Below are 25,911 nucleotides of genomic sequence, written 5' to 3' on the forward strand. Positions count from 1 at the left end.
GGCTTAAAACATGAACTGAAATATCATGTTTTATTCGAGCCTTTTCAGCGACTTATGTCGAAAATTGACCAATTGATAAAAAAATAAAACGTGCTAGCCTTTCCTAAAACGAAAACAAGGGGAACTGACGATGGCAGAAGGCCAATTCAGGGAAGGCATTGCAGGCGGCCGGCTGCCTGCCGATCAGTATGCGGACAATTTTTCCGACCTGCATCCGCCACTCGATCACCACGAGGCGCTGGTCGAATCCGATCGCTGCTATTTCTGCTACGACGCGCCGTGCATGAACGCATGCCCAACCTCGATCGACATTCCGCTGTTCATCCGCCAGATCTCCACGGGCAATCCGATCGGCTCGGCCAAGACCATTTTCGACCAGAACATTCTGGGCGGCATGTGCGCCCGCGTCTGTCCGACCGAGACCTTGTGCGAAGAGGTCTGCGTGCGCGAGGTGGCGGAAGGCAAGCCGGTGCAGATCGGGCGCTTGCAGCGCTACGCCACCGATATCGCGATGGCCGAGAACAAGCAGTTTTATGCACGCGCCGCGGCCACCGGCAAGACGATTGCCGTGGTCGGCGCCGGCCCGGCAGGACTCGCGGCGGCGCACCGGCTCGCCCGCCATGGCCATGATGTTACCATCCTGGAAGCGCGCCAGAAAGCCGGCGGCCTTAACGAGTATGGTATCGCCGCCTACAAGAGCGTCGACAATTTCGCCCAGGCCGAGGTCGACTACGTCACCTCGATCGGCGGGATCGACATGCAAAGCGGCAAAGCGCTCGGCCGCGACTACCAGCTGTCGGACCTGATCCGCAATTATGACGCGGTCTTTCTCGGCATGGGGCTTAGCGGCGTCAACGCGCTGCGCGCCGACGGGGAAGACGCCGACGGCGTCATCAATGCGGTGGAGTTCATTTCCGAACTGCGCCAGGCCAGCGATCTCTCGATGCTTCCGGTCGGCCGGCGCGTCGTCGTCATCGGCGGCGGTATGACGGCCATCGACGCCGCCGTGCAGTCGAAGCTGCTCGGCGCCGAAGAGGTGACGATCTGCTACCGGCGCGGCCAGGAACATATGAATGCTTCCGAATTCGAGCAGGATCTGGCGGCCGCCAACGGCGTCGTCATCCGACACTGGCTACAGCCGAAGCGGGTGATTGCCGAAGGCGGCAAGGTCAATGCCATCGAGCTCGAATATACCGCCATGAACGGCGACAGGCTTGCCGGCACCGGCGAGACGCTGACCCTCGTTGCCGACCAGGTATTCAAGGCGATCGGCCAGAGTTTCGTCCCCGCTGCGCTCAACGGCAGCGGTGCTGCGATCGAGCTCGAGGCCGGGCGCATCAAGGTCGATGCGGAAGGACGCACCTCGCTGGCCAAGGTCTGGGCCGGCGGCGATTGCATCTATGGCGGTGACGACCTGACCGTCTCGGCCGTGGCGCAAGGTCGTGATGCGGCGGAATCCATTCACCGGGCACTGACCTCGAACGGGAGGGCATGAGCATGGCAGATATCAGGAACAATTTCGTCGGCATCAAATCGCCCAATCCGTTCTGGCTGGCCTCGGCGCCGCCGACCGACAAGGCCTACAATGTCGTGCGCGCCTTCAAGGCTGGTTGGGGCGGTGTCGTCTGGAAGACGCTGGGCGAAGAGGGCCCGCCGGTGGTCAACGTCAACGGCCCACGCTACGGCGCGATCTGGGGCGCCGACCGGCGTCTGCTCGGCCTCAACAACATCGAGCTGATCACCGACCGCGACTTGCAGACCAATCTGCGCGAGATGAAGCAGGTCAAGATGGAGTGGCCCGACCGGGCGCTGATCGCCTCGATCATGGTGCCTTGCGTCGAGGAAAGCTGGAAGGCGATCCTGCCGCTTGTCGAGGAGACCGGCGCCGATGGCATCGAGCTCAATTTCGGCTGCCCGCACGGCATGTCGGAGCGCGGCATGGGCGCCGCCGTCGGCCAGGTTCCGGAATATATCGAAATGGTTGTGCGCTGGTGCAAGCAGTACACGCGCATGCCCGTCATCACCAAGCTGACGCCCAACGTCACCGATATCCGCAAGCCGGCGCGAGCAGCACACGCCGGCGGCAGCGACGCGGTGTCGCTGATCAACACCATCAACTCGATCACCGGCGTCGATCTCGACAGCTTCGCGCCGATGCCGACCATCGACGGCAAGGGTTCGCATGGCGGCTATTGCGGCCCGGCGGTGAAGCCGATCGCCATGAACATGGTGGCCGAGATCGCGCGCGACCCCGAAACGCAGGGGCTGCCGATCTCCGGCATTGGCGGCATCACCACCTGGCGCGACGCCGCTGAGTTCATGGCCCTCGGCGCGGGGAACGTGCAGGTGTGCACGGCGGCGATGACCTACGGCTTCAAGATCGTCCAGGAGATGATCGCCGGTCTCGAAAATTGGATGGACGAGAAGGGCCATCGCTCGCTCGACGACATCATCGGCCGTGCCACGCCCAATGTCACGGACTGGCAGTATCTCAACCTCAACTATGTCGCCAAGGCGCATATCGACCAGGATGCCTGCATCAAATGCGGCCGCTGCCACATCGCCTGCGAGGACACCTCGCATCAGGCGATCACCAGCATGGTCGACGGCGTCAGGCATTTCGAGGTGATCGAGGCCGAATGCGTCGGCTGCAATCTGTGCGTCAATGTCTGCCCGGTCGACAACTGCATCACCATGGAGCCGCTGGCCGCCGGGGTGATGGACCAGCGCACCGGCATGCCCGTGTCGCCGGTCTACGCCAACTGGACCACGCACCCGAACAACCCGATGGCCAAGGTGGCGGCGGAGTAGGGCGGAACAATCGAGGAAAAAAGCGGCGTCTTCGGGCGCCGTCTTCATTTTCCTATTGCAGACAAGAAATATCCAGGATATAAATTATCCATGTATAGGAGATTGGCACCATGAAACTGGGTGATGGCGTCGAAGCGGCCATCCACTGCGCGGCGACGCTGGCGGGCGTTGATGGCGACAGCACCATGCCGGGTGCGGCCCTGGCGGAGGCGTTTGGCCTGTCGCCGAGCTATCTCCTGAAACATCTCAACATGCTCACCGCTGCGCGCATCCTGGAATCGGTTCCGGGACCGGCGGGCGGCTACCGGTTGGCGAAGCCGGCCGAACGCATCACGCTGCTGGACATCGTGCTGGCGGTCGAAGGGCGCGAGCCGGCTTTCCGCTGCGGCGAAATCCGCCAGCGCGGCCCGACGAAACTCGATGCGTCGGCCTATGTCAGGCCGTGCGGCATCAATGCTGCGATGCTGAAGGCGGAGCGCGCCTATCGCACGGCGCTGTCCGAGGTCAGGCTGTCCGACATCGTGGCGGACTTCATGAAAGGCGCCGATCCGCGGTCGGTCGCGGCAAGCTGCGCTTTCACCGAGCGCCACCAGCGGCAGCAGAAATCCAGTTCAACCAAGCAAGCGTGAAAGGAAAGACCATGAAACAGAGGCTGCAGTTCTTCGCCAAGGCGCCCGAGATCATGAAAGCGGTGTCGGCGCTCAACAAGGCGGTCGACGAATGTGGGCTGGAGGTGAGCCTGCTGCACCTGATCAAGCTCAGGGCCTCGCAGATCAATGGCTGCTCGTTCTGCGTCGAGATGCACAGCCGCGAGGCCAGGCGCGACGGCGAGACTGAGCAGCGGCTCTATCTGGTTTCGGCCTGGAAGGAATCGCCGCTGTTTTCCGAGCGCGAGCGCGCCGCTTTGGCCTGGACCGAGGCCGTGACGCTGATCGCCAACAATGGTGTTTCGGACGAGCTCTATGCCCGCACGCTGGAGCATTTCTCGGAAGAGGAGTTGGTCAAGCTCTCCGTGGCGCTGGGCATGATCAACACCTGGAACCGGCTTTGCATTCCGTTCCACGCCATTCATCCGATGCCTGCCGCCAAGGCCGCCTGATTGCCCGATCACGATCGGAGCGCCGCCGAGGGAGGCGGCGCTCCCACTATTTCAAAGGGAGAGCGTTTGATGCTTGCCGATTTGCCCGCCGCCTTGTTGGTTCTCGGCCGGCTGTTGCTTGGCGGCGGGTTTGTCTTCGCTGGCCTGCGCAACATCCAGAACGCGGGCTTCTTGACGGGGCTGATGGCCGCGCGAGGCGTGTCGCAGGCGCGGCTGGCGCTTTGGGCCGGCATCGTCCTGCAGATCATCGCCGGCGTGCTGGTGATGGTGGGCTTCTGGACCGCGATTGCCTGTATGGCGCTGGTGCTGTTCATGATCGTCGCCACGCCGATGTTCCACAATTTCTGGGACTATCAGGGACAGGAGCGTGCGTCGCGTATCAATGGTTTTGTTGGCAATGTCGCGCTGAGCGGCGGCTTCCTGACACTGATCGCCCAGTCGCTTTGACGGTTGCAGCTAGGCCGCGAACCGCAAACCACCATCGCAGGTCAGCACCTGGCCGGTCATGAAGCCGTTGGAGACGAGGAAGGCTATGGCCGAGGCGACGTCCTCTGCGCGGCCGATGCGGCCGACCGGCGTCTTGCCGACATATTCCGCGAAGACCGCTTGTCGCTGCTCGTCCGGCAAAAAGTCCCACCAAGGCGTGTCGATGACCCCGGGTGCCACGACATTGACGCGCAGCGGCTTCAGCTCGACAGCCAGGATCGGCGCCACCGTCAGGAGCATGCCATTGACGGCGCCGATGCCGGCGACGCCCGGCGTGGCGAGCTGGGCGGACACCGCCGAGATGAAGGTGACCGATCCTGATTTGTCCAGCGTCGGCAAGGCCGCCTGCAGGCAGGACAATTGTGGCCGCACCTTTTCGTCGACTCCGCCCGCGATATCGGCAAGGTCAAGCGTTTGGAACGGGCCGAGGCCCTTGCCGCCGCTGGCCGCCAGAACGAGGTGATCGAACGGGCCGAGACGCTCGAAGAACTGGCGCACCTCGTCGGGCTTGGCCGCATCGAACGTCGCCTTGCCGGCGGCGCCGCCAAGGCTTTTCCAGGCGCTGATGAGCCTCTCCTGGTTGCGCCCTGTGATCGTCACCTTCATGCTCGGGCCGAGCAGTTTTCGCGCCGTCGCCAGGCCGATGCCGGACGAGCCGCCGATGATAACTGTGTGTTCGATCTTCTCGGTCATGGGTGCTGGTCCTTCGATGTTGCCTGCCCGACAAGGTCGAGGCTCAGGCTTCGCAGTTTCTCTCTTGCCGTGGTGTCGTAAGCCTGGGCGTCGGCGCGGGATTCGCGAAGGCCGTCGAAATAGAGGCCGCTGCGCCCTGCGAGATCAGGCGAGGTGGCGAGGTTGACGATGGCCTCGGCGCCGGTCTCCACCGAGCTCCATGGCGTGACGCCTGCCTGGCGGACCATCGTGGTGTTCATGTAGCTCGCCGGGTGCAGGGCGTTGACGGTAACCCCGCTGCCCTTGATCTGCTCGGCGAGATCGACGGTGAACAGGATCTGCGCCAGCTTGCTCTGGCAGTAGGCGCGCACGCCGCTGTAGCCATGGGGCAGCATGACGTCGCTAAAGTCGATGGCCTGCTGGCCCGCCGAGGCGACGTTGACGATACGCGCCGGTGCGCTGGCCTTCAGCAGGGGCAGCAATTCTTGCGTCAGCAGGAAGCCGGCGAGATAGTTGACGGCGAAGCGCAGTTCATAGCCGTCGGCGCTGACCTGCCTTTTAGCGTTTTGGCCAGCCGTGCCGACGCCGGCATTGTTGATGAGGATGTCGAGCCGAGCGGTTTTCTCACGCACGGCCTCCGCGAGCCGGCGCACCTCGGCCAGCGAGGCGAGGTCGGCTGCGAAGAACTCGGCCTTGCCGCCGGCCGCCTCGATGTCCGCGACCGCCGCCTTGCCGCGCGCTGCGTCGCGTCCGTGCACAAGCACCCGGGCGCCACCTGCGCCCAGCCGTTGCGCGACGACCCGGCCGACACCGTCGGTCGAACCGGTGATCAGGATTGTCTTGTCTTTCAGGTCCATGTTTGAGCCTCCATTCGTTGCTCTCGACAGAAGATGGGGCAGCGGGTGCGCGCCAAACAGTTCAAACTTTATCCTGGTATCGGTACTGCTATAATAGGATCATGGATGCTCCTTCTCATTCCGCTGAAGACAGCCGCCGGCGCGAGCTCGGCGCCTTCCTGCGCTCGCGCCGCGAGAGGCTTTCGCCACAGGCCGCTGGCATTGCCTGCGGCGCGCGGCGGCGCACGCCGGGCCTGCGGCGCGAGGAGGTGGCGATGATCGCCGGTGTCGGCACCACCTGGTACACCTGGCTGGAACAAGGCAGGGATGTCAGGCCCTCGGTGGAGGTGCTGGCGGCGCTTTGCGAGGCGCTGCGCCTCGACGCTGTCGAGAAGCGGCATTTGTTCATCCTCGCCGGCCGCCAACAGCCGGAGCGTCGTGGGGCAACGCCCGAAAAGGTCGACGGGCCGTTGCTGCACATGCTGCAAAGCCTTGTGCTGCAGCCCGCCTATGTGGTTGGCCGGCGCTGGGACGTCCTTGCCTGGAATGATGCGGCGGTGGTGGTGTTCGGCGACTATGGCCTGCTGGAGGGTGACGCCCGCAACATCGTCCACATGGTGTTCACCAGCCCGCACCATCGCCGCCTGCTGGTCGACTGGGAAGAGCTTGCCCGCGTGGTGCTCGCTTCGTTTCGCGCTGAAAGCGCCAAATATGTCGGTGATCCCGATTTCGACCGGCTGATCGCGCTGATGATGCGCTCGAGCCCCGAGTTCCGCGATTGGTGGCCGCGCCGCGACGTGGCGCGAAAGCTGACCGGTCTGAAGCACGTCCGCCACCCGACGGCCGGCGCCATGGCCTTCGAGCATATGAGCCTGTCGATCGACGATGGATCCGACATGCGGCTGGTCGTCTACACGCCGCTGGCCGAGCAGAACTCGATCGCCAAGCTGCAGAGCTTGCTGGATGCGCTGCCGGCCGAGCGGCGCAGCGCATGAGCCTTCAGGGCAGGGTCAGGCCTTCGGCTTCAACCCGTCGAGGAACAATTGCTCCAGGAACCTCGCTGCGTCCTCGAAGCGGCCGTCGCCGCCACGGTTCGGGCCGAGCACGGCGCGGACCTGGACGTCGAAATCGGCATAGTGCTGGGTCGTCGCCCAGATCGAGAAGATCAGGTGCCAAGGATCCGTCCTGGCGATCTTGCCGGCGCGCATCCAGCCCTTGATGACGGTTGCCTTCTCGTCGACCAGCGTCTTCAACTCGCCGGTCAGCAACGGCATGATGCGTGGTGCGCCTTGCAGGATCTCGTTGGCGAACAGCCGGCTCTCTCGCGGAAAATCGCGGGCCATTTCAAGCTTGCGCCTGATGTAGCTCCTGAGCTCGGTCAGGGGATCGCCGATGTCGTCGAGTTCCCTGAGTGGCGCCAGCCATGTGTCGAGCAGGCGCTGCATCAGGGTCTCGTGAATGTCTTCCTTGCGGCGAAAGTAATAGAGCAGGTTGGGCTTCGACATCCCCGCGGCTTCGGCGATCTGGTCGATGGTCGAGCCGCGGAAGCCATTGGTGGAGAACACCTCGAGTGCCGCTTCGAGAATGAGTTCGCGCTTCTCCTGCTGGATGCGGGTGCGGCGAGGGGCTTCCGTGCTGGTGTTCACCGTTGCGCGCCCTCGTGTTGAAAGCGGTCTGGCCCAATTCTCTGGACCAGTTTTTCCCCGGCCTGTGGAACGCACTTCAGGAGCCGCATTTCCGCTAGTAATCCCTTGACCGCCGACAGGGCGGTGCTAACGTTTGTCCAATCGGTCAAAAATTTGCGTAGCACGAAAGCGCGGCAAAGACCAAGCGTTGGACGTACCGAAACAGGTTACAAGGGGAAGTCTTGGTCATGTCCAACCGGCTGAAAGTCACGCCGAACGATCTCAGTGCATTCTGGATGCCGTTCACGGCAAATCGGCAGTTCAAGCAGGCGCCGCGCATGTTCGTGTCCGCCAAGGACATGCACTACACGACCAGCGATGGCCGCAAGGTGCTGGACGGCACCGCCGGCCTCTGGTGCGTCAATGCCGGCCATTGCCGGCCCAAGATCACCGAGGCGATCCAGAGCCAGGCCGCCGAGCTCGACTACGCCCCGGCCTTCCAGATGGGCCACCCGATCGTGTTCGAACTGGCGAACCGCCTTGTCGACATCGCGCCGAAGGGCATGGATCACGTGTTCTTCACCAATTCCGGTTCGGAATCGGTCGAGACCGCGTTGAAGATGGCGATCGCCTATCACCGCGTGAAGGGCGAGGGCTCGCGCACCCGCCTTATCGGACGCGAGCGCGGCTATCACGGCGTCAATTTCGGCGGTATTTCGGTCGGCGGCATCGTCACCAACCGCAAGATGTTCGGCTCGCTGCTCGGCGGCGTCGACCATATGCCGCACACGCACCTGCCCGAGAAGAACGCCTTCTCCAAGGGCGTGCCGGAACATGGCGCGGAGCTCGCCAACGAGCTGGAGCGCATCGTGGCGCTCCATGACGCCTCGACCATCGCGGCCGTCATCGTCGAGCCGGTCGCTGGCTCCACCGGCGTCATCCTGCCGCCAAAGGGCTATTTGCAGAAGCTGCGCGAAATCTGCACCAAGCACGGGATCCTGTTGATCTTCGACGAGGTCATCACCGGTTTCGGCCGTCTTGGCGCGCCGTTCGCGGCCGATTATTTCGGCGTCACGCCTGATATCATGACCACCGCCAAGGGCGTCTCCAACGGCGTCATCCCGATGGGCGCGGTGTTCGTGAAGAAGGAAATCCACGACGCCTTCATGACCGGCCCCGAGCACATGATCGAGTTCTTCCACGGCTACACCTATTCCGGCAATCCGATCGCCTGCGCCGCGGCGCTTGGCACGCTCGACACCTACAAGGAAGAGGGCCTGCTCACACGCGGCGAGGAACTGGCGCTCTATTGGGAAGACGCGCTGCATTCGCTGAAGGGCGAGCCGCATGTCATCGATATCAGGAACATCGGCCTGATCGGTGCGATCGAGCTGGCGCCGATCGCCGGGCAGCCGACCAAGCGGGCCTTCTCGGCCTTCGTCAAGGCGTTCGAGCGCGGCGCGCTGATCCGCACCACCGGCGACATCATCGCGCTGTCGCCGCCGCTGATCATCACCAAGGGCCAGATCAACGAACTGATCGATCATGTGCGTGAGGTACTGAGGTCGATCGATTGAAGAACTGGGCGCGGATAACCCTCCCCTCGAGGGGGAGGGGAACGCCACGCAATTGGAGAGGTTTTGAATGGCCGCACCCGGCGAGAATCTGCGAATCAATTCAGACCGTTTGTGGGATTCCATCATGGAGATGGCGAAGATCGGCCCGGGCATTGCCGGCGGCAACAATCGCCAGACCGTGACCGACGAGGACGGCGAGGGCCGGCATCTGTTCAAGCGCTGGTGCGATGCCGCCGGTCTCGAAATGGGCATCGACGAGATGGGCACCATGTTTGCCAGGCGCGAAGGCGCCGACCCCAGCCTGCCGCCGGTCTATGTCGGCAGCCATCTCGACACGCAGCCGACCGGCGGCAAGTATGACGGCGTGCTCGGCGTGCTCGGCGGCCTGGAAGTCGTGCGCTCGCTCAACGATCTCGGCATCAAGACCAAACATCCGATCGTGGTCACGAACTGGACCAACGAGGAGGGCTCGCGCTTTGCCCCGGCGATGATGGCGTCCGGCGTGTTCGCCGGTGTGCTCGACCAAGCCGACGTCTACGAGCATACGGACAAGAACGGCAAGAAATTCGGCGAGGAACTGGAGCGTATCGGCTGGAGGGGCACGGAGAAGGTCGGCGATCGCAAGATCCACGCCTTTTTCGAACTGCATATCGAGCAGGGGCCTATCCTCGAGGACGAAGGCATCGACATCGGCGTCGTTACCCATGGACAGGGGCTGAAATGGCTGCAGGTGACGCTGACCGGCAAGGAGGCGCATACCGGCTCGACGCCGATGCCCAAGCGCCGCAATGCCGGGCTCGGCATGGCGCGCGTGATCGAACTGGTGCATGAGATTGCCATGGACTATCAGCCTGACGCCGTCGGCGCGGTCGGCCACATGGAAGTCTACCCGAACTCACGCAACATCATCGCCGGGCGCACCGTCTTCACCATCGACATCCGCTCGCCGGAGAAGGAAGTGCTCGACGCCATGGATGGGCGCATCCGCGAAGGGATCGACACGATATGCGAGGCGCTCGACATCCAGTACAAGATCGAGCAGGTCGGCCATTTCGATCCGGTCACCTTCGACAAGGGTTGCGTCAAGGCGATCCGTGATGCCGCCGACCGGCTCGGCTACACGCACCGCAACATCGTCTCGGGCGCGGGCCACGACGCCTGCTGGATCAACCGCGTCGCGCCGACCGCCATGGTGATGTGCCCCTGCGTCGACGGTCTCAGCCACAACGAGGCCGAGGAGATCTCCAAGGAATGGGCGGCGGCAGGAGCCGACGTGCTGTTCCATGCCGTGGTGGAGACGGCGGTTATCGTGGAGTAAAGCTGGAAAGCTGGATTTCCAAACGGCGCTCGCAAGAAGCGCGAAGGAACAAGGGAACGAGAAAATGACCAAAGTCATCCGCAACGGCACCATCGTCACCGCCGACCGCACATGGAAGGCCGACGTGCTGATGCAGCACGGCAAGATCGTCGCCATAGGCTCCAACCTGCACGGCGACCATGAGTTCGACGCCACCGGCTGTTATGTGATACCCGGCGGCATAGACCCGCATACTCATCTCGAAATGCCGTTCATGGGCACCTATTCGGCCGACGATTTCGAGTCCGGCACGCGCGCGGCACTAGCCGGTGGCACGACGATGGTGGTCGATTTCTGCCTGCCGTCGCCGCAGCAGTCGCTGCTCGAGGCCTTGCAGATGTGGGACAACAAGACCTCGAAGGCGTCTTGCGACTATTCCTTCCACATGGCGATCACCTGGTGGGGCAAGCAGGTGTTCGACGAGATGGCCACCGTCGTCGACAAGGGCATCACCTCGTTCAAGCATTTCATGGCCTACAAGGGCGCGCTGATGGTGGACGACGACGAAATGTATGCGTCGTTCCAGCGCTGCGCCGAGCTCGGCGCGCTGCCGCTGGTGCATGCCGAGAATGGCGACGTGGTTGCGGCGCTCTCCCAGAAGCTGCTTGCCGCCGGCAATAATGGCCCGGAGGGGCACGCCTATTCGCGCCCGCCGGAAGTGGAAGGCGAGGCGACTAACCGCGCCATCATGATCGCCGACATGGCCGGTGTGCCGCTCTACGTCGTGCATGTCTCGTGTGAGCAGGCGCACGAGGCCATCCGCCGGGCGCGTCAGAAAGGCATGCGGGTGTTCGGCGAGCCACTGATCCAGCACCTGACGCTGGACGAGAGCGAGTATTTCGACAAGGACTGGGACCATGCGGCGCGCCGCGTGATGAGCCCGCCCTTCCGCAACAAATTACACCAGGATTCGCTGTGGGCCGGCCTGCAGGCGGGATCGTTGCAGGTGGTGGCGACCGACCACTGCGCCTTCACCACGGACCAGAAGCGCTTCGGCGTCGGCAATTTCACCAAGATCCCGAACGGCACGGGCGGCCTCGAGGATCGCATGCCGGTGCTGTGGACCAAGGGCGTCAACACCGGGCGGCTGACGATGAACGAATTCGTCGCCGTAACCTCGACCAACATCGCCAAGATCCTCAACATGTACCCGAAAAAAGGCGCCATTGTCGAAGGCGCGGATGCCGACATCATCGTGTGGGATCCCAAGCGCAAGAAGACGATTTCTTCGAAGAAGCAGCAGTCGGTCATCGACTACAACGTCTTCGAAGGCGTCGAAGTGACAGGCCTGCCGCGCTTTGTCTTCTCGCGTGGCGAATTGTCGATCGAGGAGAGCGAGGTGAAGGCCAAGCCTGGCCATGGCCAGTTCGTCGGCCGCGAGCCGAACGCGGCGGTCAACCGGGCACTGTCGACCTGGAAGGAGATCACTGCGCCGCGCAAGGTGGAGCGGACAGGCATTCCGGCGACCGGGGTTTGAGCTTGCGCGCACTTCTGTTAGTCGCCGCGGCAGTCGTCGTGGCAACGGCTGGGCCTGCGTCGGCGGCAGCCGTCGATCTCTCAAAGCTCTATGGCAACAAGTCCGGCTGCATCAACAAGAACGGCCAGCAGGTCTATGCCGAGGACATGCTGCTTTTGACCGACAAGGAGTTCATCACGGTCGCCAGCGCCTGCACCTTTACCGACAAGCAGGTTCAGGCCGACGGCTCGCTGGTGATGAAGGCGCAATGCGAGGCGGAAGGCGAGGACGGCCAATCGCCGATCCAGTTCACCATCAAACGCAGCGTCAAGAACGCCAAGAGGCTGGTGATCGCCGACGAGAACGGCATGGTCTACGGAGAAGTCTCCCGGTGCCGATGACGCCTAGCCCCGCAAAGCCGGCTTCAGGCGACCAATGCATCCAGTTCCGGCAGCAGGACGACGCTTTCCTGCTCTTTGGGATCGGTGCGGGCAATGACGGCCGAAGACGGGGCCCCGCTCAGATTGGCGGGCAGATGCGGCACGCCGGCCGGAATGTAGAAGAGGTCGCCGGCTTTGGCGACGATGTGGTTCTCAAGCCGGTCGCCGTACCAGGTATGGACCTCGCCGGAGAGCACGTAGATCGCCGTTTCATGGTTCTCATGCAGATGCGCCTTGGCGCGGGCGCCGGGCGGCATGGTGAGCACATGCATGCAGATACCAGATGAGCCGACCGACTCGGTGGCGATACCGGCGAAATACGTCAATCCCTGCTTGCCTTCATAAGAGCTTTCAGGGCGGATAAGATGGCAAGTGGGTTTAGCGACATCGGGGAAACTCCGGGCGTCGAATGAGTGGAACAAGACCAATGGGACTGGGCGAGTGGAAAACAACATCGCGATAAAAGCAATGGGAATCGGGCCGGCGCTGCAGGGGCAGGGGCAGGAACAGGCAGGCCGGGGCCGATGACGGGGATTTCGCCAGCCGTCGTCGCGGCAAGCAAGCTTGGCCTGACCTTCCAGACCAATGACGGGCCGGTACAGGCGCTGTCCAATGTCGACCTGACCATCGGCAAGGGTGAGTTCGTTTCCTTTATCGGGCCGTCGGGTTGCGGCAAGACGACCTTGCTGCGGGTCATCGCCGATCTTGAGAAGCCGACCTCGGGGACCATTTCGGTCAACGGCATGACAGCAGAACAGGCGCGCGAGAAACGCGCCTACGGCTATGTCTTCCAGGCCGCCGCCCTGTTTCCCTGGCGCACCATCGAGCGCAACGTCGCGCTGCCGCTGGAGATCATGGGTCTGTCCGGGGCGGAGCAGGGAGAGCGGATCAGACGCACGCTCGACCTCGTCAACCTTTCCGGCTTCGAGAAGAAGTATCCCTGGCAGCTTTCCGGCGGCATGCAGCAGCGCGCCTCGATCGCTCGCGCGCTCGCCTTCGATGCCGACCTTCTGTTGATGGACGAGCCGTTCGGCGCGCTGGACGAGATCGTGCGCGACCATCTCAACGAGCAATTGCTGCAATTGTGGGCGCGCACCAACAAGACCATCTGCTTCGTCACGCACTCCATTCCCGAGGCGGTGTATTTGTCGACGCGCATCGTCGTCATGTCGCCGCGTCCGGGCCGCGTCAGCGACGTCATCGAATCGACGCTGCCGAAGGAGCGGCCACTCGACATCCGCGAGTCGCCGGAGTTCCTGGCGATCGCCGCGCGCGTGCGCGACGGGTTGCGGGCAGGGCACAGCTATGATGATTGAGGAGGACGGGTTTCCTCCTCTCCCCAACGGGGAGAGGGTGGCCGGAGCGAAGCGGAGGTCGGGTGAGGGGGCGGCGCCGACAGATCCGACCAAGAGAAAAGTCGGGGCAACCGATCGCGCCCGAGAGCTGCGGCTTAACGAAACCAAAGCCGAATACCGGCTTTGGGGCGAGTTGAGAGGGCGCCACCTCAATGGCTACAAATTTCTGAGGCAAGTGCCGCTTGGACCGTTCTTCGTCGACTTTCTCTGCCGTGAAAAAGGCTTGATCGTCGAAATCGATGGTAGCCAACATGCCGAATCCCTGACCGATGAAAGCAGAACCGCTTGGCTGAATGGTCACGGCTATTCGGTTCTTCGCTTCTGGAATCACGAAGTTCTGGCTGAACGGCGGGCGCTCCTAGACACGATACTGGCTGTGCTTGAGGGGCAGATACACTCACCCTCACCCGGCCTTCGCTTCGCTCCGGCCACCCTCTCCCCAGTGGGGAGAGGAGAAGGGCGGCGCTAGATGGACACTTTCCGCTCCAAGGTCATCCCGGTAACCTCCATCCTCGCCGGCGTGGTGGTCCTCTGGTACGTCTTCGCCGTCATACTCAACACGCCGTTCCAGCGCGATCTCGACCAACGCGCCAATGAAACGCCCGGCACCGTCGAGTTCATCGGCAAGGCGCTCTCGCAACCAAAGCCGACGCTGCCGGCGCCGCACCAGGTAGCGGTTAACTTTTTCGAGAACACGTTCCTGCGCAACGTCACTTCGAACCGCAGCCTGGTCTACAATGCCTGGGTGACGCTGTCCTCGACGCTGCTGGGCTTTGCCTTCGGCACGGCGCTCGGCATCATCATCGCGGTGGGCATCGTACATGTGGCGACGCTCGACCGCAGCCTGATGCCGTGGATCATAGCCTCGCAGACCATCCCGATCCTGGCGGTGGCGCCGATGATCATCGTGGTGCTGGCGGCGATCGGCATCACCGGCCTGATTCCGAAGGCGATGATTTCGACCTATCTGTCGTTCTTCCCGGTGACGGTGGGCATGGTGAAAGGCCTGCGCTCGCCCGAGATCATGCATCTCGACCTGATGCACACCTACAATGCCAGCCGTGCGCAGACCTTCTGGAAGCTGCGCGTGCCGGCCTCGGTGCCGTTCCTGTTCACCTCGATGAAGGTGGCGGTGGCGGCGAGTCTGGTCGGCGCCATTGTCGGCGAACTGCCGACGGGTGCCGTCGCCGGCATCGGCGCCAAGCTGCTCGCTGGCGCCTATTACAGCCAATCCATCGACATCTGGTCGGCGCTTGTCGCGGGCTCGATCGTGGCCGCACTGCTGGTCATGGTGGTCGGCATTGCCGGGCGCCTCGTCGACCGCGCCATGGGCGGGAGACCGGCATGAATCGGCTGAAACCCTCCTGGCAGGCTGTGCTGGCCATCGTGCTGTGCCTGATGGCGGTCGCACTCGGCGCCATATCTAAACCGGAAGCGGCGGCGCTGGCGGATCCGACAAACAGCCTCAACTACCCCTATGCCGGAACAAAGGGCTTGATGCTCGGCCTTGCCGTGCTGACGGCCCTGGTCTCGATGATCAGGATTCCGCCCTTTGTGGAAGCGGTGGTGCTGTTTGTCGGCGCCCACCTCGTCGCCTGGCTGCTGATCTCAGGTATCACTGGTTTCGAAGGCACGGCACTGGCGCCGTATTTCGTGCTGCTCACGGCCGCCTGGCTGCTTGGCTGGCGCTGCGTCGCGGTGCTATCGGGACTGCACCCCACGGCAAGCTGGATGCGCACTGCGCTACGCCTGATCATCCCCGCCATCTTCGGCGCCTGGATCCTGATCATCTGGGAAGCGGTGACGCGTGGCGCCGGCATCCCGTTCATCCTGTTGCCGCCGCCGAGCGCCATCGGCGCGCGCATCGCCAGTTCGCTGCCGATCCTTGGCGCCGATGTCCGGCAGACCATCTTCAAGGCGGTGATCTTCGGCTATGTCGTTGGCAGTGGCGCCGGCTTCGTCACGGCCATTCTCGCCGACCGGGTGCCATTCCTGCGGCGCGGCCTGCTGCCCATCGGCAACATGGTCTCGGCGCTGCCGATCATCGGCGTGGCGCCAATCATGGTGATGTGGTTCGGCTTCGACTGGCAGTCCAAGGCGGCTGTCGTCATCATCATGACCTTCTTCCCGATGCTGGTGAACACCGTCGCCGGTCTGGCCGCGTCCGGCCATATGGAGCGCGACCTGATGCGCACCTATGCGTCGGGTTACTGGCCGACGCTTATCAAGCTCAGGCTGCCGGCCGCTGCTCCCTTCATCTTCAACGCGCTGAAGATCAACTCGACGCTGGCGCTGATCGGCGCCATCGTCGCCGAGTTCTTCGGCACGCCTGTCGTCGGCATGGGCTTCCGCATCTCGACCGAAGTCGGACGGATGAACATCGACATGGTCTGGGCCGAAATCGCAGTTGCAGCCCTTGCAGGTTCGGTCTTTTATGGTGTGGTCGCTCTTGTCGAAAGAGCCGTCACGTTTTGGCATCCCTCTGTCCGTGGTGGATAGGGGCGGTGGGTTTGGGCACTAACTCCAGAGGGAAAAAATGAAAAGACGGATTATTCCTGTACTGGCCGGCGCGATGTCGCTGGCCGCGTTCCAGGCAATGGCCGCCGACAAGGTGACGTTGCAGCTGAAATGGGTCACGCAGGCCCAGTTTGCCGGCTATTACGTCGCCAAGGCGAAGGGCTTCTACGAGGCGGAGGGTCTCGACGTCGACATCAAGCCGGGCGGTCCCGACATTGCGCCCGAGCAGGTGATCGCCGGGGGCGGCGCCGATGTCATCGTCGACTGGATGGGCGGCGCGCTGGCAGCCCGCGAAAAGGGCGTGCCGCTGGTCAACATCGCCCAGCCGTTCAAGAAGGCCGGCATGGAACTGGTCTGCCCGAAAGACGGCCCGATCAAGACCGAAGCCGACTTCAAGGGCCACACGCTCGGCGTCTGGTTCTTCGGCAACGAATATCCGTTCTACGCCTGGATGAACAAGCTTGGCCTCAAGACCGATGGCGGCCCGGACGGCGTCACCGTTCTCAAGCAGAGCTTTGACGTGCAGCCGCTGATTCAGAAGCAGGCGGATTGCATCTCGGTCATGACCTATAATGAATATTGGCAGCTGATCGACGCCGGCTACAAGCCGGAGCAGCTCACCGTGTTCAATTACTCGGCGATGGGCAACGATCTGCTCGAGGACGGGCTTTATGCCTCAGAGGATAAGCTCAAGGATCCGGCCTTCGAGGACAAGATGGTGCGTTTCGTGCGCGCCTCGATGAAGGGTTGGAAATACGCCGTCGACAACAATGACGAAGCGGCGGAGATCGTCATGGATGGTGGCGGCCAGGACGAGAACCACCAGAAGCGTATGATGAGCGAAGTCGCCAAGCTCATCGACAATGCCGACGGCAAGCTCGACCCGGCGACCTATGAGCGTACCGCCAAGGCGTTGCTCGACCAGAAGATCATCACGAAGGAGCCGAAGGGCGCCTATACCACCGCGATCACCGACAAGGCGATCAAGTAGGCCTCAAAACGGCCTCGTGGCAGGGCTTGATGGACGATGTTGGAGGGGCGGGCGACCGCCCCTTTTTCATGCGGCCAAATCACAAAAGCGTGTGCCTGGATACATTGGGGCGGCCGAGCGTTGCTTCGGAGGCATGCGCGTGCGGGGAGCCACGACGGATGCTGCAGCCAATCGGAGGTTCTTCATGCGCACACAGACCGTCTTGCCGGCCCTTTCGGCGCTGGCCATTTCGACCGCTTTCCTGTTCGCATCACCGGCCATGGCCGACATGGTGAAGTACAAGGCGACGCTCGATGGCAGCCAACAGAGCCCGCCCGTCACGACCAAGGGCAAGGGCACCGCCACATTAACCTTCGACACCGCCAAGAAGAAACTCAGCTGGAACGTCAAATATTCCGGCCTCAGCGGGCCGGCGGTAGCCGCTCACATTCACGGGCCGGCCGCGAAGGGGGAAAATGCGGACCCGGTAATCCCGTTCAAAAAACTCAAGAGCCCGATCAAGGGGTCGGCGACATTGACCGATACGCAGGTGACCGATCTGGAGGCCGGCAAATATTACGTCAACATCCACACCGCCGCCAACAAGGACGGCGAGATCCGCGGTCAGATCGAAAAGGCGGCGGCGTCGATGTAACGCGACGTCGCTCGGGGCGCGCGCCCGTATTTGCTTGCGAAAGCTTTGCGGGACAGCGCCGCCCTATGTCCTGCCGACTTTCAGGCCTTGTCTCTTATCTGCGTCATCGTTCGGGTCGGGGTGATTGCCTCCGGATCGAGCCGGATCTCGACGATTGCCGGCTTGCCGCTGGCGTGGGCGCGCTCGAAGGCAGGGGCGAAGTCGGCGGTTTTCTCCACCGTTTCGCCATGGCCACCATAGGCACGCGCCAGGGCGGCGAAGTCCGGATTCTTGAGGTCCGTGGCCACCACCCGCCCGGGGTATTCACGCTCCTGGTGCATGCGGATGGTGCCGTAGATGCCATTATTGACGACGATGACGATGATCGGCAACCCGTATTGCACGGCGGTGGCGAATTCCTGCCCGTTCATCAGGAAGCAGCCGTCGCCGGCGAAAGCGACTACGGTGCGATCCGGATAAAGGGCCTTGGCCGCTACCGCCGCCGGCGTTCCGTAACCCATCGAGCCTGAGGTCGGCGCGCCCTGTGTGGCAAAGCGGCGGAAGCGATGGAAGCGGTGCACCCATGTGGCGTAGTTGCCGGCGCCGTTCGTCAGGATGGCATCGTCGGGCAGCACCGTTTCGAGATAGGTCATGATCGGCCCCATCTGGACGGCGCCCGGACCGCTTTCCGGCGGCGTCGACCAGTCGAGATAAGCGGCATGGAGCTTTGCCGTCTCCGCCGCCCAGCCCGGCGATGTCGGTCCCTTCCGTTTGGCGAAGGCCCGCACGAAGGCGGCGGGCGAGGCGTTGATCGCAAGCGTTGGACGGTAGACGCGGCCAAGTTCGCCGGCATCGGGGTGGACATGGACCAGCGTCTGGTCGGGGTAGGGGCTTTTCAGGAGCGTGTAGTCCGAGGACGGCATCTCGCCCATGCGGCCGCCGATCAGCAGCACCAGATCGGCCTGCTTGATCGCTGTCGCCAGCTTCGGATTGATGCCGATGCCGACATCGCCGGCATAGTTCGGGTGCAGATGATCGAACAGCATCTGGCGGCGGAAGGAGCAGCCGACCGGCAGCGACCACGCCTCAGCGATACGGGTGATTTCCTGGACAGCCTGGAAATCCCAACGTGTGCCGCCCAGGATCGCGATCGGCCGTTTGGCTGCATTGAGCAGCGCCTGGAGCCGGTCGAGTTCGGCTTCGGCGGGGCTGGTCTCGACCGGGGTGTAGGCGATCGCGGCCGGTGCGTCGACGACACTGGTCAGCATGTCTTCCGGCAGCGAGATGACCACGGGGCCGGGGCGGCCGGAGGTCGCCACGGCAAAGGCGCGGGTGACGAATTCGGGGATGCGCGACGCATCGTCGATCTCCACCACCCATTTTGCGATGTCGCCAAAGAACCTGACATAGTCCACTTCCTGGAAAGCCTCGCGCTGCTTGGCGTGGCTGGCGACCTGGCCGATGAACAGGATCACGGGAACCGAATCCTGCATGGCGATGTGGATGCCGGCGGACGCGTTGGTGGCGCCCGGGCCGCGGGTAACGAAGCAGATGCCGGGTTTGCCGGTCAGGCGGCCTTGGCAGTCGGCCATCATAGCGGCGCCACCCTCCTGGCGGCAGACGACGGTGCGGATCGCCGAATCGTGCAGCGCGTCCAGCACCGCGAGATAGGATTCGCCTGGCACGCAGAATACCCGGTCGGTGCCGTTGGCCTCGAGCGCGTCGACGATCAATTGTCCGCCGGTTTTCATTTTGCTCTCTCCAGTTCGGCAAGGATTTCGTCAGTATGTTCGCCCAGGCGGGGCGAGGGGCGCTCATAGACGAGCGGTGTTTCGGACATGATCATCGGTGCGCGAACCGAGGGCAGAAGATTGCCATGGCCGTCGTCGAGATCGAGCCGCATGCCGCGCGCGATCGCCTGCGGGTCGGCGAACATCTGTCCGATCGTGTTGATCGGGCTCGCCGGCACGCTGGCCGCTTCCAGCTTGGCCAGAAGCGGGTCGCGATCCCTGGTCTTCAGCGCCTCGACGATCCGCTCGCGTAGCGCCGCCCGGTTGGCGACGCGGGCCGGATTGGTGGCGAAATCGGAATTGTCGGGCAATTCGTCCAGCCCGACCACCGCGCAGAACCTGGCGAACTGGCCGTCATTGCCGACCGCCAGGATGATGTGGCCGTCCCGGACCGGCAGCACCTCGTAGGGCGCGATGTTCATATGCGCGTTGCCCATCTGCACAGGCGACTTGCCGGAGACGAGATAGTTGAGGTTCTGGTTGCCGAGCGCCGAGATCTGGGTGTCGAACAATGCCATGTCGATGTGCTGGCCTTCGCCGGTTTTTTCGGCGTGTCGAAGGGCCGCCTGGATGGCGATGACGGAATAGAGGCCGGTGAAGATGTCGGAGATGGCGACGCCGGCCTTTTGCGGCTCGCGTCCCGCCTCGCCGGTGATCGACATCATGCCGGCCATGCCCTGGATGATGAAATCGTAGCCGGCGCGCGGCGCGTAGGGACCGTCCTGGCCGAATCCGGTGATCGAGCAATAAACGAGGCGCGGATTGATCTTGCGCAGGCTCTCATAATCGAGCCCGTATTTCTTCAAGCCGCCAAGCTTGAAGTTTTGGATCAGCACGTCGGACGTTGTCACCAGCCGGCGCACGGTTTCGGCGCCCTCCGGTGTCGAAAAATCGATGGCGATGGAGCGCTTGCCGCGATTGCAGGAATGGTAATAGGCGGCCGACAGGTTCTCGCCATCCTTGCCCATGACGAAGGGCGGGCCCCATTTGCGGGTGTCGTCGCCGCCATCAGGGCTTTCGACCTTGATGACGTCGGCGCCGAGATCGGCAAGCAACTGCCCGGCCCAGGGCCCGGCAAGGATGCGGGCGAGTTCGACGACACGGACGCCTTTCAGCGGGGGCTCAGCCATAGATCACCAGAATTGGTCGGAACCGAAGCCTCTATCAACAGAGATTGCCGCTGTCACGGCTCTTGCGATGGGCCAACGCTTCATCGCTTCAAGGCGGTTTCGGCCCACGCTGCGAAATCGTCCATGACGATGTCGCGATTCACCTCGTTCAGGCTTTCGTGGCGGGTTTCGCTGTAAACCTTTGAAACGAGATTCGAAAAACCCATTTTGCGCAGGCGTCCGGCAAGCCGGATGATCCCTTTGCCATAATCCGAGGCAGGGTCTTTTTCGCCCCCCACGACGCTGACGGGGAGGTCGCGCCGAACGCCGACGAAACCGGCGTCCCTGCCGCCATTGAGCGCCATCTGCACGACATCGCGCCACATCGACACCGAGGCGTCCCAGCCGCACAGCGGGTCGGCGATGTATTTGTCGACCTCGGCGGGATCGCGTGACAGCCAGTCGAACAAGGTGCGGTGGTTGGGCACCGCCTTGCCCCAGGCCTGGAAGGTGAGCTTCGGCAGCAGGCGCGATGGGACGTCCGAGCCGAGCCGCATCCTTTCCCATGCAAGGATGCCGAGCGCCACCTGCGCGAGCAGGCCAGCTGAAAAATTGCCATTCCAGATGGCGGCGGCGTGAACGCGGTTCGAATGGGCCAGGAGAAAGTTCAGCGCCACAGACGCGCCCATCGAATGGCCGAACAGGATGACAGGCAGGCCCGGCTGCTCCCTGGCAATGAGATCATGGATGGCGGCGACGTCGGCGATCACCTTGGCGGGGCCATCCGTGCCGGCGAACCTGCCCAGCGGTGCGTCGGGCGCCTTCGTTGCGCCATGGCCGCGATGATCGTGAACATAGACACTAAAGCCGCGCGCGCCCAGGAAATCGGCAAAACGATCATAGCGCGCCGCATGTTCTGCCAGACCGTGATTGATCTGGATGACGCCGCGCGGCTGGCCGTCGGCCTGCCGGACCAGAAGATTGAGGTCGGCGCCGGTCGGCGAACGGACCATGCGCTGCTGGCTGAATGACATTCAGTGATTTCCACCCTGGCCCGCCTCGGTGGCGCCAGCCTTGTTTGCGCCGGGGCCGGTTCAGCGTCAATCCGCCATTCCGGATTTCTCGCGATGATGTTTCTTGCGTCTGGCCGATGGAATATCGCAATTCTGACATGGAGAGAGCTTCAGTCTGTCGCCCACCTTTTTCATCCAGGGATTCCCCATGCGCATTGCTGTTGTTTTCGGATTGGCCATGTTGGCGGCATCGTTAACGGGTGCGGCCCATGCCGACGTAAGGGTGAGTGGCACCTTCGTTGCCGACGCCTCCTGTCCGGCGACGCAAGCCATCAAGAACGGCAAGAATCCCGGCAATGTCTCGACTGATGCCGGACAGAGCTATCAACTGCTGGCGGGCAACAAGGATGCGCCGACGCACTATCTCATTCTGGTGCCGGGCGCAGATCCGGATCGGCGCTGGGTGAAGGTCAGTTGCGGACATCTCTCCGGCAGCAGCGCGGCAACGCTGCCGGCGACCCCCGGCGGGAAGGGCAAGCCGGCGGCGTCAGGAAAACCCGAATATGTCTTCGCGCTGAGCTGGCAACCGGCTTTTTGCGAGACCAAGTCCAGCAAGAGCGAATGCAAGGCACAAAACCCGAATGAATTCGATGCCAGCAACTTCACCTTGCACGGCCTGTGGCCGCAGCCGAACGGGAACTTCTATTGCCAGGTACCGGCCAGCGACAAGGCCAACGACAGTCCGGCGCACTGGAAGGATCTTCCGCCTGTCAATTTGGACGCCGGCACGCGCACGGAACTCGACAAGGTGATGCCGGGCACTGCTTCGCAGTTGGAGCGGCATGAATGGATCAAGCACGGCACCTGCTACGGCAAGAACCAGCAGGAGTACTTTTCCGACGCACTCAGCCTGATGCGTGCGGTGAACGGCTCAGCGGTGCGCGATCTCTTCGCCAAGAACATCGGCGGCAAGCTGACGGCGGACCGGATCCGCGGCGCCTTCGATCAGGCCTTTGGCGCCGGCGCTGGCGATCGTGTGCGCGTCTCCTGTGTCATCGATCCGTCGAGCGGCCGGCGGCTGATCGGAGAGTTGACGCTCGGCCTTGCCGGTCCGATCGGCCCAAACAGCTCGCTCAAGGACCTGCTGCTGGCTTCGGTGCCAACCAACAAGGCGGGTTGCCCGACCGGAACCGTCGACGCGATCGGGTTCCAGTAGGTCCTGAGCTCATTCCAGCCGGCAGGCAGGCCGGGGCAACGCCAACGCCCGTTGTTGGTGCGGCCTGTGATCGGTTCGATTCGGCGAAAGCGATTGCCGTTCGGCTCCGCATCGCCTACATAGCGGCCAACCTCCATTCAGATCGACAAATCAGTCAGTTTTTCAGGGAAAGCGCGCGTGGCACGCCAGTTCATCTATCACATGTCAGGCCTGTCAAAGGCCTACGGCACCAAGAAGGTGCTCGATAACGTTCATCTGTCCTTCTACCCGGACGCCAAGATCGGCATTCTCGGCCCCAACGGTTCGGGTAAGTCGACCATCCTGCGCATCATGGCCGGGCTCGACAAGGAGTTCCAGGGCGAGGCGTGGCTGGCCGAAGGCGCGACCGTGGGCTACCTGGCGCAGGAGCCGCAGCTCGACAACAGCAAGACCGTGCGTGAAAACGTCATGGACGGCGTCGGCAGGAAGACCGCCATCATCGAGCGCTACAACGAATTGATGATGAACTATTCCGACGAGACGGCGGACGAGTCGGCCAAGCTCCAGGACGAGATGGATCGGCTCAATCTTTGGGACCTCGAGCAGCAGGTCGAGATGGCGATGGACGCGCTGCAGTGCCCGCCGGCCGATTCCGAGGTGACCAATCTGTCGGGCGGCGAGCGCCGCCGCGTGGCGCTGTGCCGACTGCTCCTGGAACAGCCCGACCTGCTTTTGCTCGACGAGCCGACCAACCATCTCGACGCCGAGACCACGGCGTGGCTGGAAAAGCACCTGCGCGACTATCCGGGCTCGGTGCTGATTATCACCCACGACCGCTACTTCCTCGACAACGTCACGGGATGGATCCTCGAGCTCGATCGCGGCCGTGGCATCCCTTACGAGGGCAACTACACCAAATATCTCGACGCCAAGGCCAAACGCCTGATCCAGGAAGGCCGCGAGGATGACGCCCGCCAGAAGTCGATCTGGCGCGAGCGCGAGTGGATCCAGTCCTCGCCGAAGGCGCGCCAGACCAAGTCCAAGGCTCGTATCAAGGCCTATGAGGAACTGGTCGAGCAGTCGCAGAACCGCAAGCCGACCGACACGCAGATCGTCATTCCGTCGGGCGAGCGCCTCGGCAATGTCGTCATCGAAGTTGAAGGGCTCACCAAGGGCTTCGGCGATGAGCTTTTGATCGAGGATCTGTCGTTCAGGCTGCCGCCGGGCGGCATTGTCGGCGTCATCGGCCCGAACGGCGCCGGCAAGACGACGCTGTTCAAGACCTTCACTGGCCAGGAAAAGCCTGATGCGGGGTCGATCCGCATCGGCGAGACCGTCAAGCTCGGCTATGTCGACCAGAGCCGCGACGCGCTGGACCCGAACAAGACGGTGTGGGAAGAAATCTCCGGTGGCGCCGAAGTCATCAAGCTTGGCAAGCACGAGGTCAACAGCCGCGCCTATTGCTCGTCCTTCAACTTCCGTGGCGGCGATCAGCAGCAGAAGGTCGGCAACCTTTCGGGCGGCCAACGCAACCGCGTTCATCTGGCCAAGATGCTCAAAGGCGGCGGCAATGTGCTTTTGCTCGACGAACCGACCAACGACCTCGACACCGAGACACTGAGCGCACTCGAAGATGCGCTGGAAGCTTATGCCGGCTGCGCTGTCATCATCAGCCACGACCGCATGTTCCTCGATCGCATGGCGACCCACATGCTCGCCTTCGAGGGCGACGCGCATGTCGAATGGTTCGAAGGCAATTTCGAGGAGTATGAGAAGGACAAGCTTCGCCGCCTCGGCGCGGAAGCGGCGGCCCCGCACCGCATGACGCATAAGAGGCTGACGCGATAAAAGCCGCTATCGCAGTGGCGGTTCCGGTCGGCGACGGGATCGTCACCCAATTCTGGGATAGCCGGCCTGTCGCGCCGGTCATGGAAGGTGGCAACCGCCGCGAGGTCTACCGTTGAACAGCCCAGCAAAGCCCGATTGGTCCGCCGCCCAATATTTGAAGTTCGAGGATGAGCGCACGCGACCCGCACGCGACCTGGTGGCGCAGGTGCCAGTCGACTTCCCCCGCCGCGTCGTCGACATAGGCTGCGGGCCGGGCAACTCGACCGAGCTTCTGGTCGAGCGCTGGCCGGATGCGCAGGTGAGCGGCTTCGACACCTCGCCCGACATGATCGAAAAGGCAAGGGCGCGCCTGCCCAATGTCACTTTCGACCTAGCGGACGCGGCCGCATGGCAGCCGGAGAAGCCGGTCGACGTGATCTTCGCCAATGCGGTGTTCCAGTGGCTGCCTGATCATCCTGATGTCTTCCAGCGGCTAATGGGCTTTTTAGCGCCCGGCGGCGCGCTCGCCGTGCAGATGCCGGACAACTTGGGCGAAGATTCCCACAGGCTGATGCGGGAGACCGCCGCCGAAATGCCGTTCGCAGCCAAGATGAAAGGTGCGGCGCGCGCGCCGCTGCCGCCCGTGTCGTTCTACTACGACCTCCTGTCGCCGCTGAGTGACAGGGTGGACATCTGGCACACGATATACAACCACCCTCTGGCCGACGCCGAGGCGATCGTCGAATGGGTGAAGTCGACGGGCCTGAAACCTTTTGTCGACCCGCTGGAAGCCGACCAGAAGAAGCTGTTCCTCGACACCTATACGACTGCGATTGCCAAGGCCTATCCAGGGACGGCTGACGGCAAGGTGCTGTTGCGTTTTCCTCGCATCTTCATCGTGGCGAAGCGGGCCTGAAAGCGGGCAAACGCTGTCGCTCAAGCCGCCGCTTGATCTCGGCCGTCGCAATATCGCTGCCGGGGCAGTTCGTGCGCAGCCGCGACGACGGCGCATGCTGGAATAATCCACAGACAACACCAAACTGTGCGCGTGGTGAGGGGACGCGGGAACCGGTTTAAGCTGGCATAAACCGGCTTAATGCGACAAGGGTTGCGCCGGGCCTCCCTTGCGCCCACATCAAAGC

General features: G+C 63.2%; 26 protein-coding genes. 19 read left to right on the plus strand and 7 right to left on the minus strand.

Annotated features, from left to right (window positions below; all coding sequences use genetic code 11):
* Positions 1 to 130 precede the first annotated feature (130 nt).
* The 5 genes from LB532_RS06260 (at position 131) to LB532_RS06280 (ending at position 4,357) form a co-directional block, all read left to right on the plus strand.
* Complete coding sequence (locus LB532_RS06260) at positions 131 to 1,495, plus strand: NAD(P)-dependent oxidoreductase (RefSeq protein ID WP_140644253.1); 1,365 nt, start codon at positions 131 to 133, stop codon at positions 1,493 to 1,495.
* 2 nt (positions 1,496 to 1,497) lie between these two features.
* Positions 1,498 to 2,811 carry an NAD-dependent dihydropyrimidine dehydrogenase subunit PreA gene (gene preA, locus LB532_RS06265; protein WP_140644251.1) on the plus strand — a complete coding sequence of 438 codons (1,314 nt, stop codon included), beginning with the start codon at positions 1,498 to 1,500 and terminating at the stop codon, positions 2,809 to 2,811.
* 110 nt (positions 2,812 to 2,921) lie between these two features.
* Positions 2,922 to 3,440, plus strand: coding sequence for an RrF2 family transcriptional regulator (locus LB532_RS06270; RefSeq protein ID WP_140644249.1), 519 nt, complete (start codon positions 2,922 to 2,924; stop codon positions 3,438 to 3,440).
* An 11-nt stretch (positions 3,441 to 3,451) separates the two neighbouring features.
* Positions 3,452 to 3,910, plus strand: a complete 459-nt coding sequence (locus tag LB532_RS06275) for a carboxymuconolactone decarboxylase family protein (protein ID WP_140644247.1) — start codon at positions 3,452 to 3,454, stop codon at positions 3,908 to 3,910.
* A gap of 69 nt (positions 3,911 to 3,979) precedes the next feature.
* Positions 3,980 to 4,357 (plus strand): DoxX family protein, encoded by a 378-nt coding sequence (locus tag LB532_RS06280; protein WP_140644245.1) that lies wholly within the window; start codon positions 3,980 to 3,982, stop codon positions 4,355 to 4,357.
* A 9-nt stretch (positions 4,358 to 4,366) separates the two neighbouring features.
* Here the strand turns inward: LB532_RS06280 and LB532_RS06285 are convergent, their stop codons facing one another.
* Both LB532_RS06285 and LB532_RS06290 read right to left on the minus strand, forming a co-directional pair.
* Positions 4,367 to 5,089: an SDR family oxidoreductase gene (locus LB532_RS06285; RefSeq protein WP_140644243.1), complete on the minus strand. Its 723-nt coding sequence runs from the start codon at positions 5,087 to 5,089 to the stop codon at positions 4,367 to 4,369.
* Entirely contained in the window at positions 5,086 to 5,925 is an 840-nt protein-coding gene (locus LB532_RS06290) for an SDR family NAD(P)-dependent oxidoreductase (protein ID WP_140644241.1), read from the minus strand. Before LB532_RS06290 ends, LB532_RS06285 begins: the two co-directional genes overlap by 4 nt.
* A 101-nt stretch (positions 5,926 to 6,026) precedes the next feature.
* Between LB532_RS06290 and LB532_RS06295 the strand changes: the two genes are divergently transcribed.
* Complete coding sequence (locus LB532_RS06295) at positions 6,027 to 6,899, plus strand: helix-turn-helix transcriptional regulator (RefSeq protein WP_140644239.1); 873 nt, start codon at positions 6,027 to 6,029, stop codon at positions 6,897 to 6,899.
* A 15-nt stretch (positions 6,900 to 6,914) separates the two neighbouring features.
* On the opposite strand, the gene LB532_RS06300 is transcribed toward LB532_RS06295, so the two are convergent.
* Complete coding sequence (locus LB532_RS06300) at positions 6,915 to 7,550, minus strand: TetR family transcriptional regulator C-terminal domain-containing protein (protein WP_140495120.1); 636 nt, start codon at positions 7,548 to 7,550, stop codon at positions 6,915 to 6,917.
* 227 nt (positions 7,551 to 7,777) lie between these two features.
* Between LB532_RS06300 and LB532_RS06305 the strand changes: the two genes are divergently transcribed.
* The 4 genes from LB532_RS06305 to LB532_RS06320 all read left to right on the plus strand — a co-directional run bounded on the left by LB532_RS06305 (position 7,778) and on the right by LB532_RS06320 (position 12,320).
* Positions 7,778 to 9,106 carry an aspartate aminotransferase family protein gene (locus tag LB532_RS06305; RefSeq protein ID WP_224556453.1) on the plus strand — a complete coding sequence of 443 codons (1,329 nt, stop codon included), beginning with the start codon at positions 7,778 to 7,780 and terminating at the stop codon, positions 9,104 to 9,106.
* Between the two features lie 67 nt (positions 9,107 to 9,173).
* Positions 9,174 to 10,424, plus strand: coding sequence for a Zn-dependent hydrolase (locus LB532_RS06310; RefSeq protein WP_140644235.1), 1,251 nt, complete (start codon positions 9,174 to 9,176; stop codon positions 10,422 to 10,424).
* 64 nt (positions 10,425 to 10,488) lie between these two features.
* On the plus strand, positions 10,489 to 11,940 hold the full coding sequence (hydA, locus tag LB532_RS06315) for a dihydropyrimidinase (protein ID WP_140644233.1): 1,452 nt from the start codon (positions 10,489 to 10,491) through the stop codon (positions 11,938 to 11,940).
* Between the two features lie 2 nt (positions 11,941 to 11,942).
* On the plus strand, positions 11,943 to 12,320 hold the full coding sequence (locus LB532_RS06320; protein WP_181169613.1) for a hypothetical protein: 378 nt from the start codon (positions 11,943 to 11,945) through the stop codon (positions 12,318 to 12,320).
* A gap of 23 nt (positions 12,321 to 12,343) precedes the next feature.
* On the opposite strand, the gene LB532_RS06325 is transcribed toward LB532_RS06320, so the two are convergent.
* On the minus strand, positions 12,344 to 12,781 hold the full coding sequence (locus tag LB532_RS06325; protein WP_140644231.1) for a cupin domain-containing protein: 438 nt from the start codon (positions 12,779 to 12,781) through the stop codon (positions 12,344 to 12,346).
* 102 nt (positions 12,782 to 12,883) lie between these two features.
* On the opposite strand from LB532_RS06325, the gene LB532_RS06330 reads away from it, so the two are divergent.
* The 6 genes from LB532_RS06330 to LB532_RS06355 all read left to right on the plus strand — a co-directional run bounded on the left by LB532_RS06330 (position 12,884) and on the right by LB532_RS06355 (position 17,856).
* On the plus strand, positions 12,884 to 13,675 hold the full coding sequence (locus LB532_RS06330) for an ABC transporter ATP-binding protein (RefSeq protein ID WP_140644229.1): 792 nt from the start codon (positions 12,884 to 12,886) through the stop codon (positions 13,673 to 13,675).
* Positions 13,665 to 14,183, plus strand: a complete 519-nt coding sequence (locus tag LB532_RS06335; protein WP_140644227.1) for an endonuclease domain-containing protein — start codon at positions 13,665 to 13,667, stop codon at positions 14,181 to 14,183. The genes LB532_RS06330 and LB532_RS06335 overlap by 11 nt, the downstream gene beginning before the upstream one ends.
* On the plus strand, positions 14,184 to 15,062 hold the full coding sequence (locus LB532_RS06340; RefSeq protein WP_140644225.1) for an ABC transporter permease: 879 nt from the start codon (positions 14,184 to 14,186) through the stop codon (positions 15,060 to 15,062).
* Positions 15,059 to 16,213: an ABC transporter permease gene (locus LB532_RS06345; protein WP_140644223.1), complete on the plus strand. Its 1,155-nt coding sequence runs from the start codon at positions 15,059 to 15,061 to the stop codon at positions 16,211 to 16,213. Before LB532_RS06340 ends, LB532_RS06345 begins: the two co-directional genes overlap by 4 nt.
* Before the next feature lie 37 nt (positions 16,214 to 16,250).
* A complete protein-coding gene (locus LB532_RS06350; RefSeq protein WP_140644220.1) occupies positions 16,251 to 17,222 on the plus strand; it encodes an ABC transporter substrate-binding protein in 972 nt (323 codons plus the stop codon).
* Positions 17,223 to 17,406: 184 nt separating this feature from the next.
* Complete coding sequence (locus LB532_RS06355) at positions 17,407 to 17,856, plus strand: CHRD domain-containing protein (protein ID WP_140644218.1); 450 nt, start codon at positions 17,407 to 17,409, stop codon at positions 17,854 to 17,856.
* Positions 17,857 to 17,936: 80 nt separating this feature from the next.
* On the opposite strand, the gene LB532_RS06360 is transcribed toward LB532_RS06355, so the two are convergent.
* From LB532_RS06360 to LB532_RS06370, 3 genes are all read right to left on the minus strand, one after another.
* Positions 17,937 to 19,586 carry a thiamine pyrophosphate-binding protein gene (locus tag LB532_RS06360; protein WP_140644216.1) on the minus strand — a complete coding sequence of 550 codons (1,650 nt, stop codon included), beginning with the start codon at positions 19,584 to 19,586 and terminating at the stop codon, positions 17,937 to 17,939.
* Positions 19,583 to 20,755, minus strand: coding sequence for a CaiB/BaiF CoA transferase family protein (locus tag LB532_RS06365; protein WP_140644214.1), 1,173 nt, complete (start codon positions 20,753 to 20,755; stop codon positions 19,583 to 19,585). Before LB532_RS06365 ends, LB532_RS06360 begins: the two co-directional genes overlap by 4 nt.
* Before the next feature lie 80 nt (positions 20,756 to 20,835).
* Positions 20,836 to 21,768: an alpha/beta fold hydrolase gene (locus LB532_RS06370; protein ID WP_140644212.1), complete on the minus strand. Its 933-nt coding sequence runs from the start codon at positions 21,766 to 21,768 to the stop codon at positions 20,836 to 20,838.
* Between the two features lie 187 nt (positions 21,769 to 21,955).
* Between LB532_RS06370 and LB532_RS06375 the strand changes: the two genes are divergently transcribed.
* The 3 genes from LB532_RS06375 to tam all read left to right on the plus strand — a co-directional run bounded on the left by LB532_RS06375 (position 21,956) and on the right by tam (position 25,685).
* On the plus strand, positions 21,956 to 22,963 hold the full coding sequence (locus LB532_RS06375) for a ribonuclease T2 family protein (RefSeq protein ID WP_140644210.1): 1,008 nt from the start codon (positions 21,956 to 21,958) through the stop codon (positions 22,961 to 22,963).
* Between the two features lie 177 nt (positions 22,964 to 23,140).
* Entirely contained in the window at positions 23,141 to 24,790 is a 1,650-nt protein-coding gene (ettA, locus tag LB532_RS06380) for an energy-dependent translational throttle protein EttA (RefSeq protein ID WP_140495150.1), read from the plus strand.
* 112 nt (positions 24,791 to 24,902) lie between these two features.
* Positions 24,903 to 25,685, plus strand: a complete 783-nt coding sequence (gene tam / locus LB532_RS06385) for a trans-aconitate 2-methyltransferase (protein ID WP_140644208.1) — start codon at positions 24,903 to 24,905, stop codon at positions 25,683 to 25,685.
* Positions 25,686 to 25,911 lie beyond the last annotated feature (226 nt).

This window comes from Mesorhizobium sp. ESP-6-2, assembly GCF_020164675.1.
Taxonomy (GTDB): domain Bacteria; phylum Pseudomonadota; class Alphaproteobacteria; order Rhizobiales; family Rhizobiaceae; genus Mesorhizobium.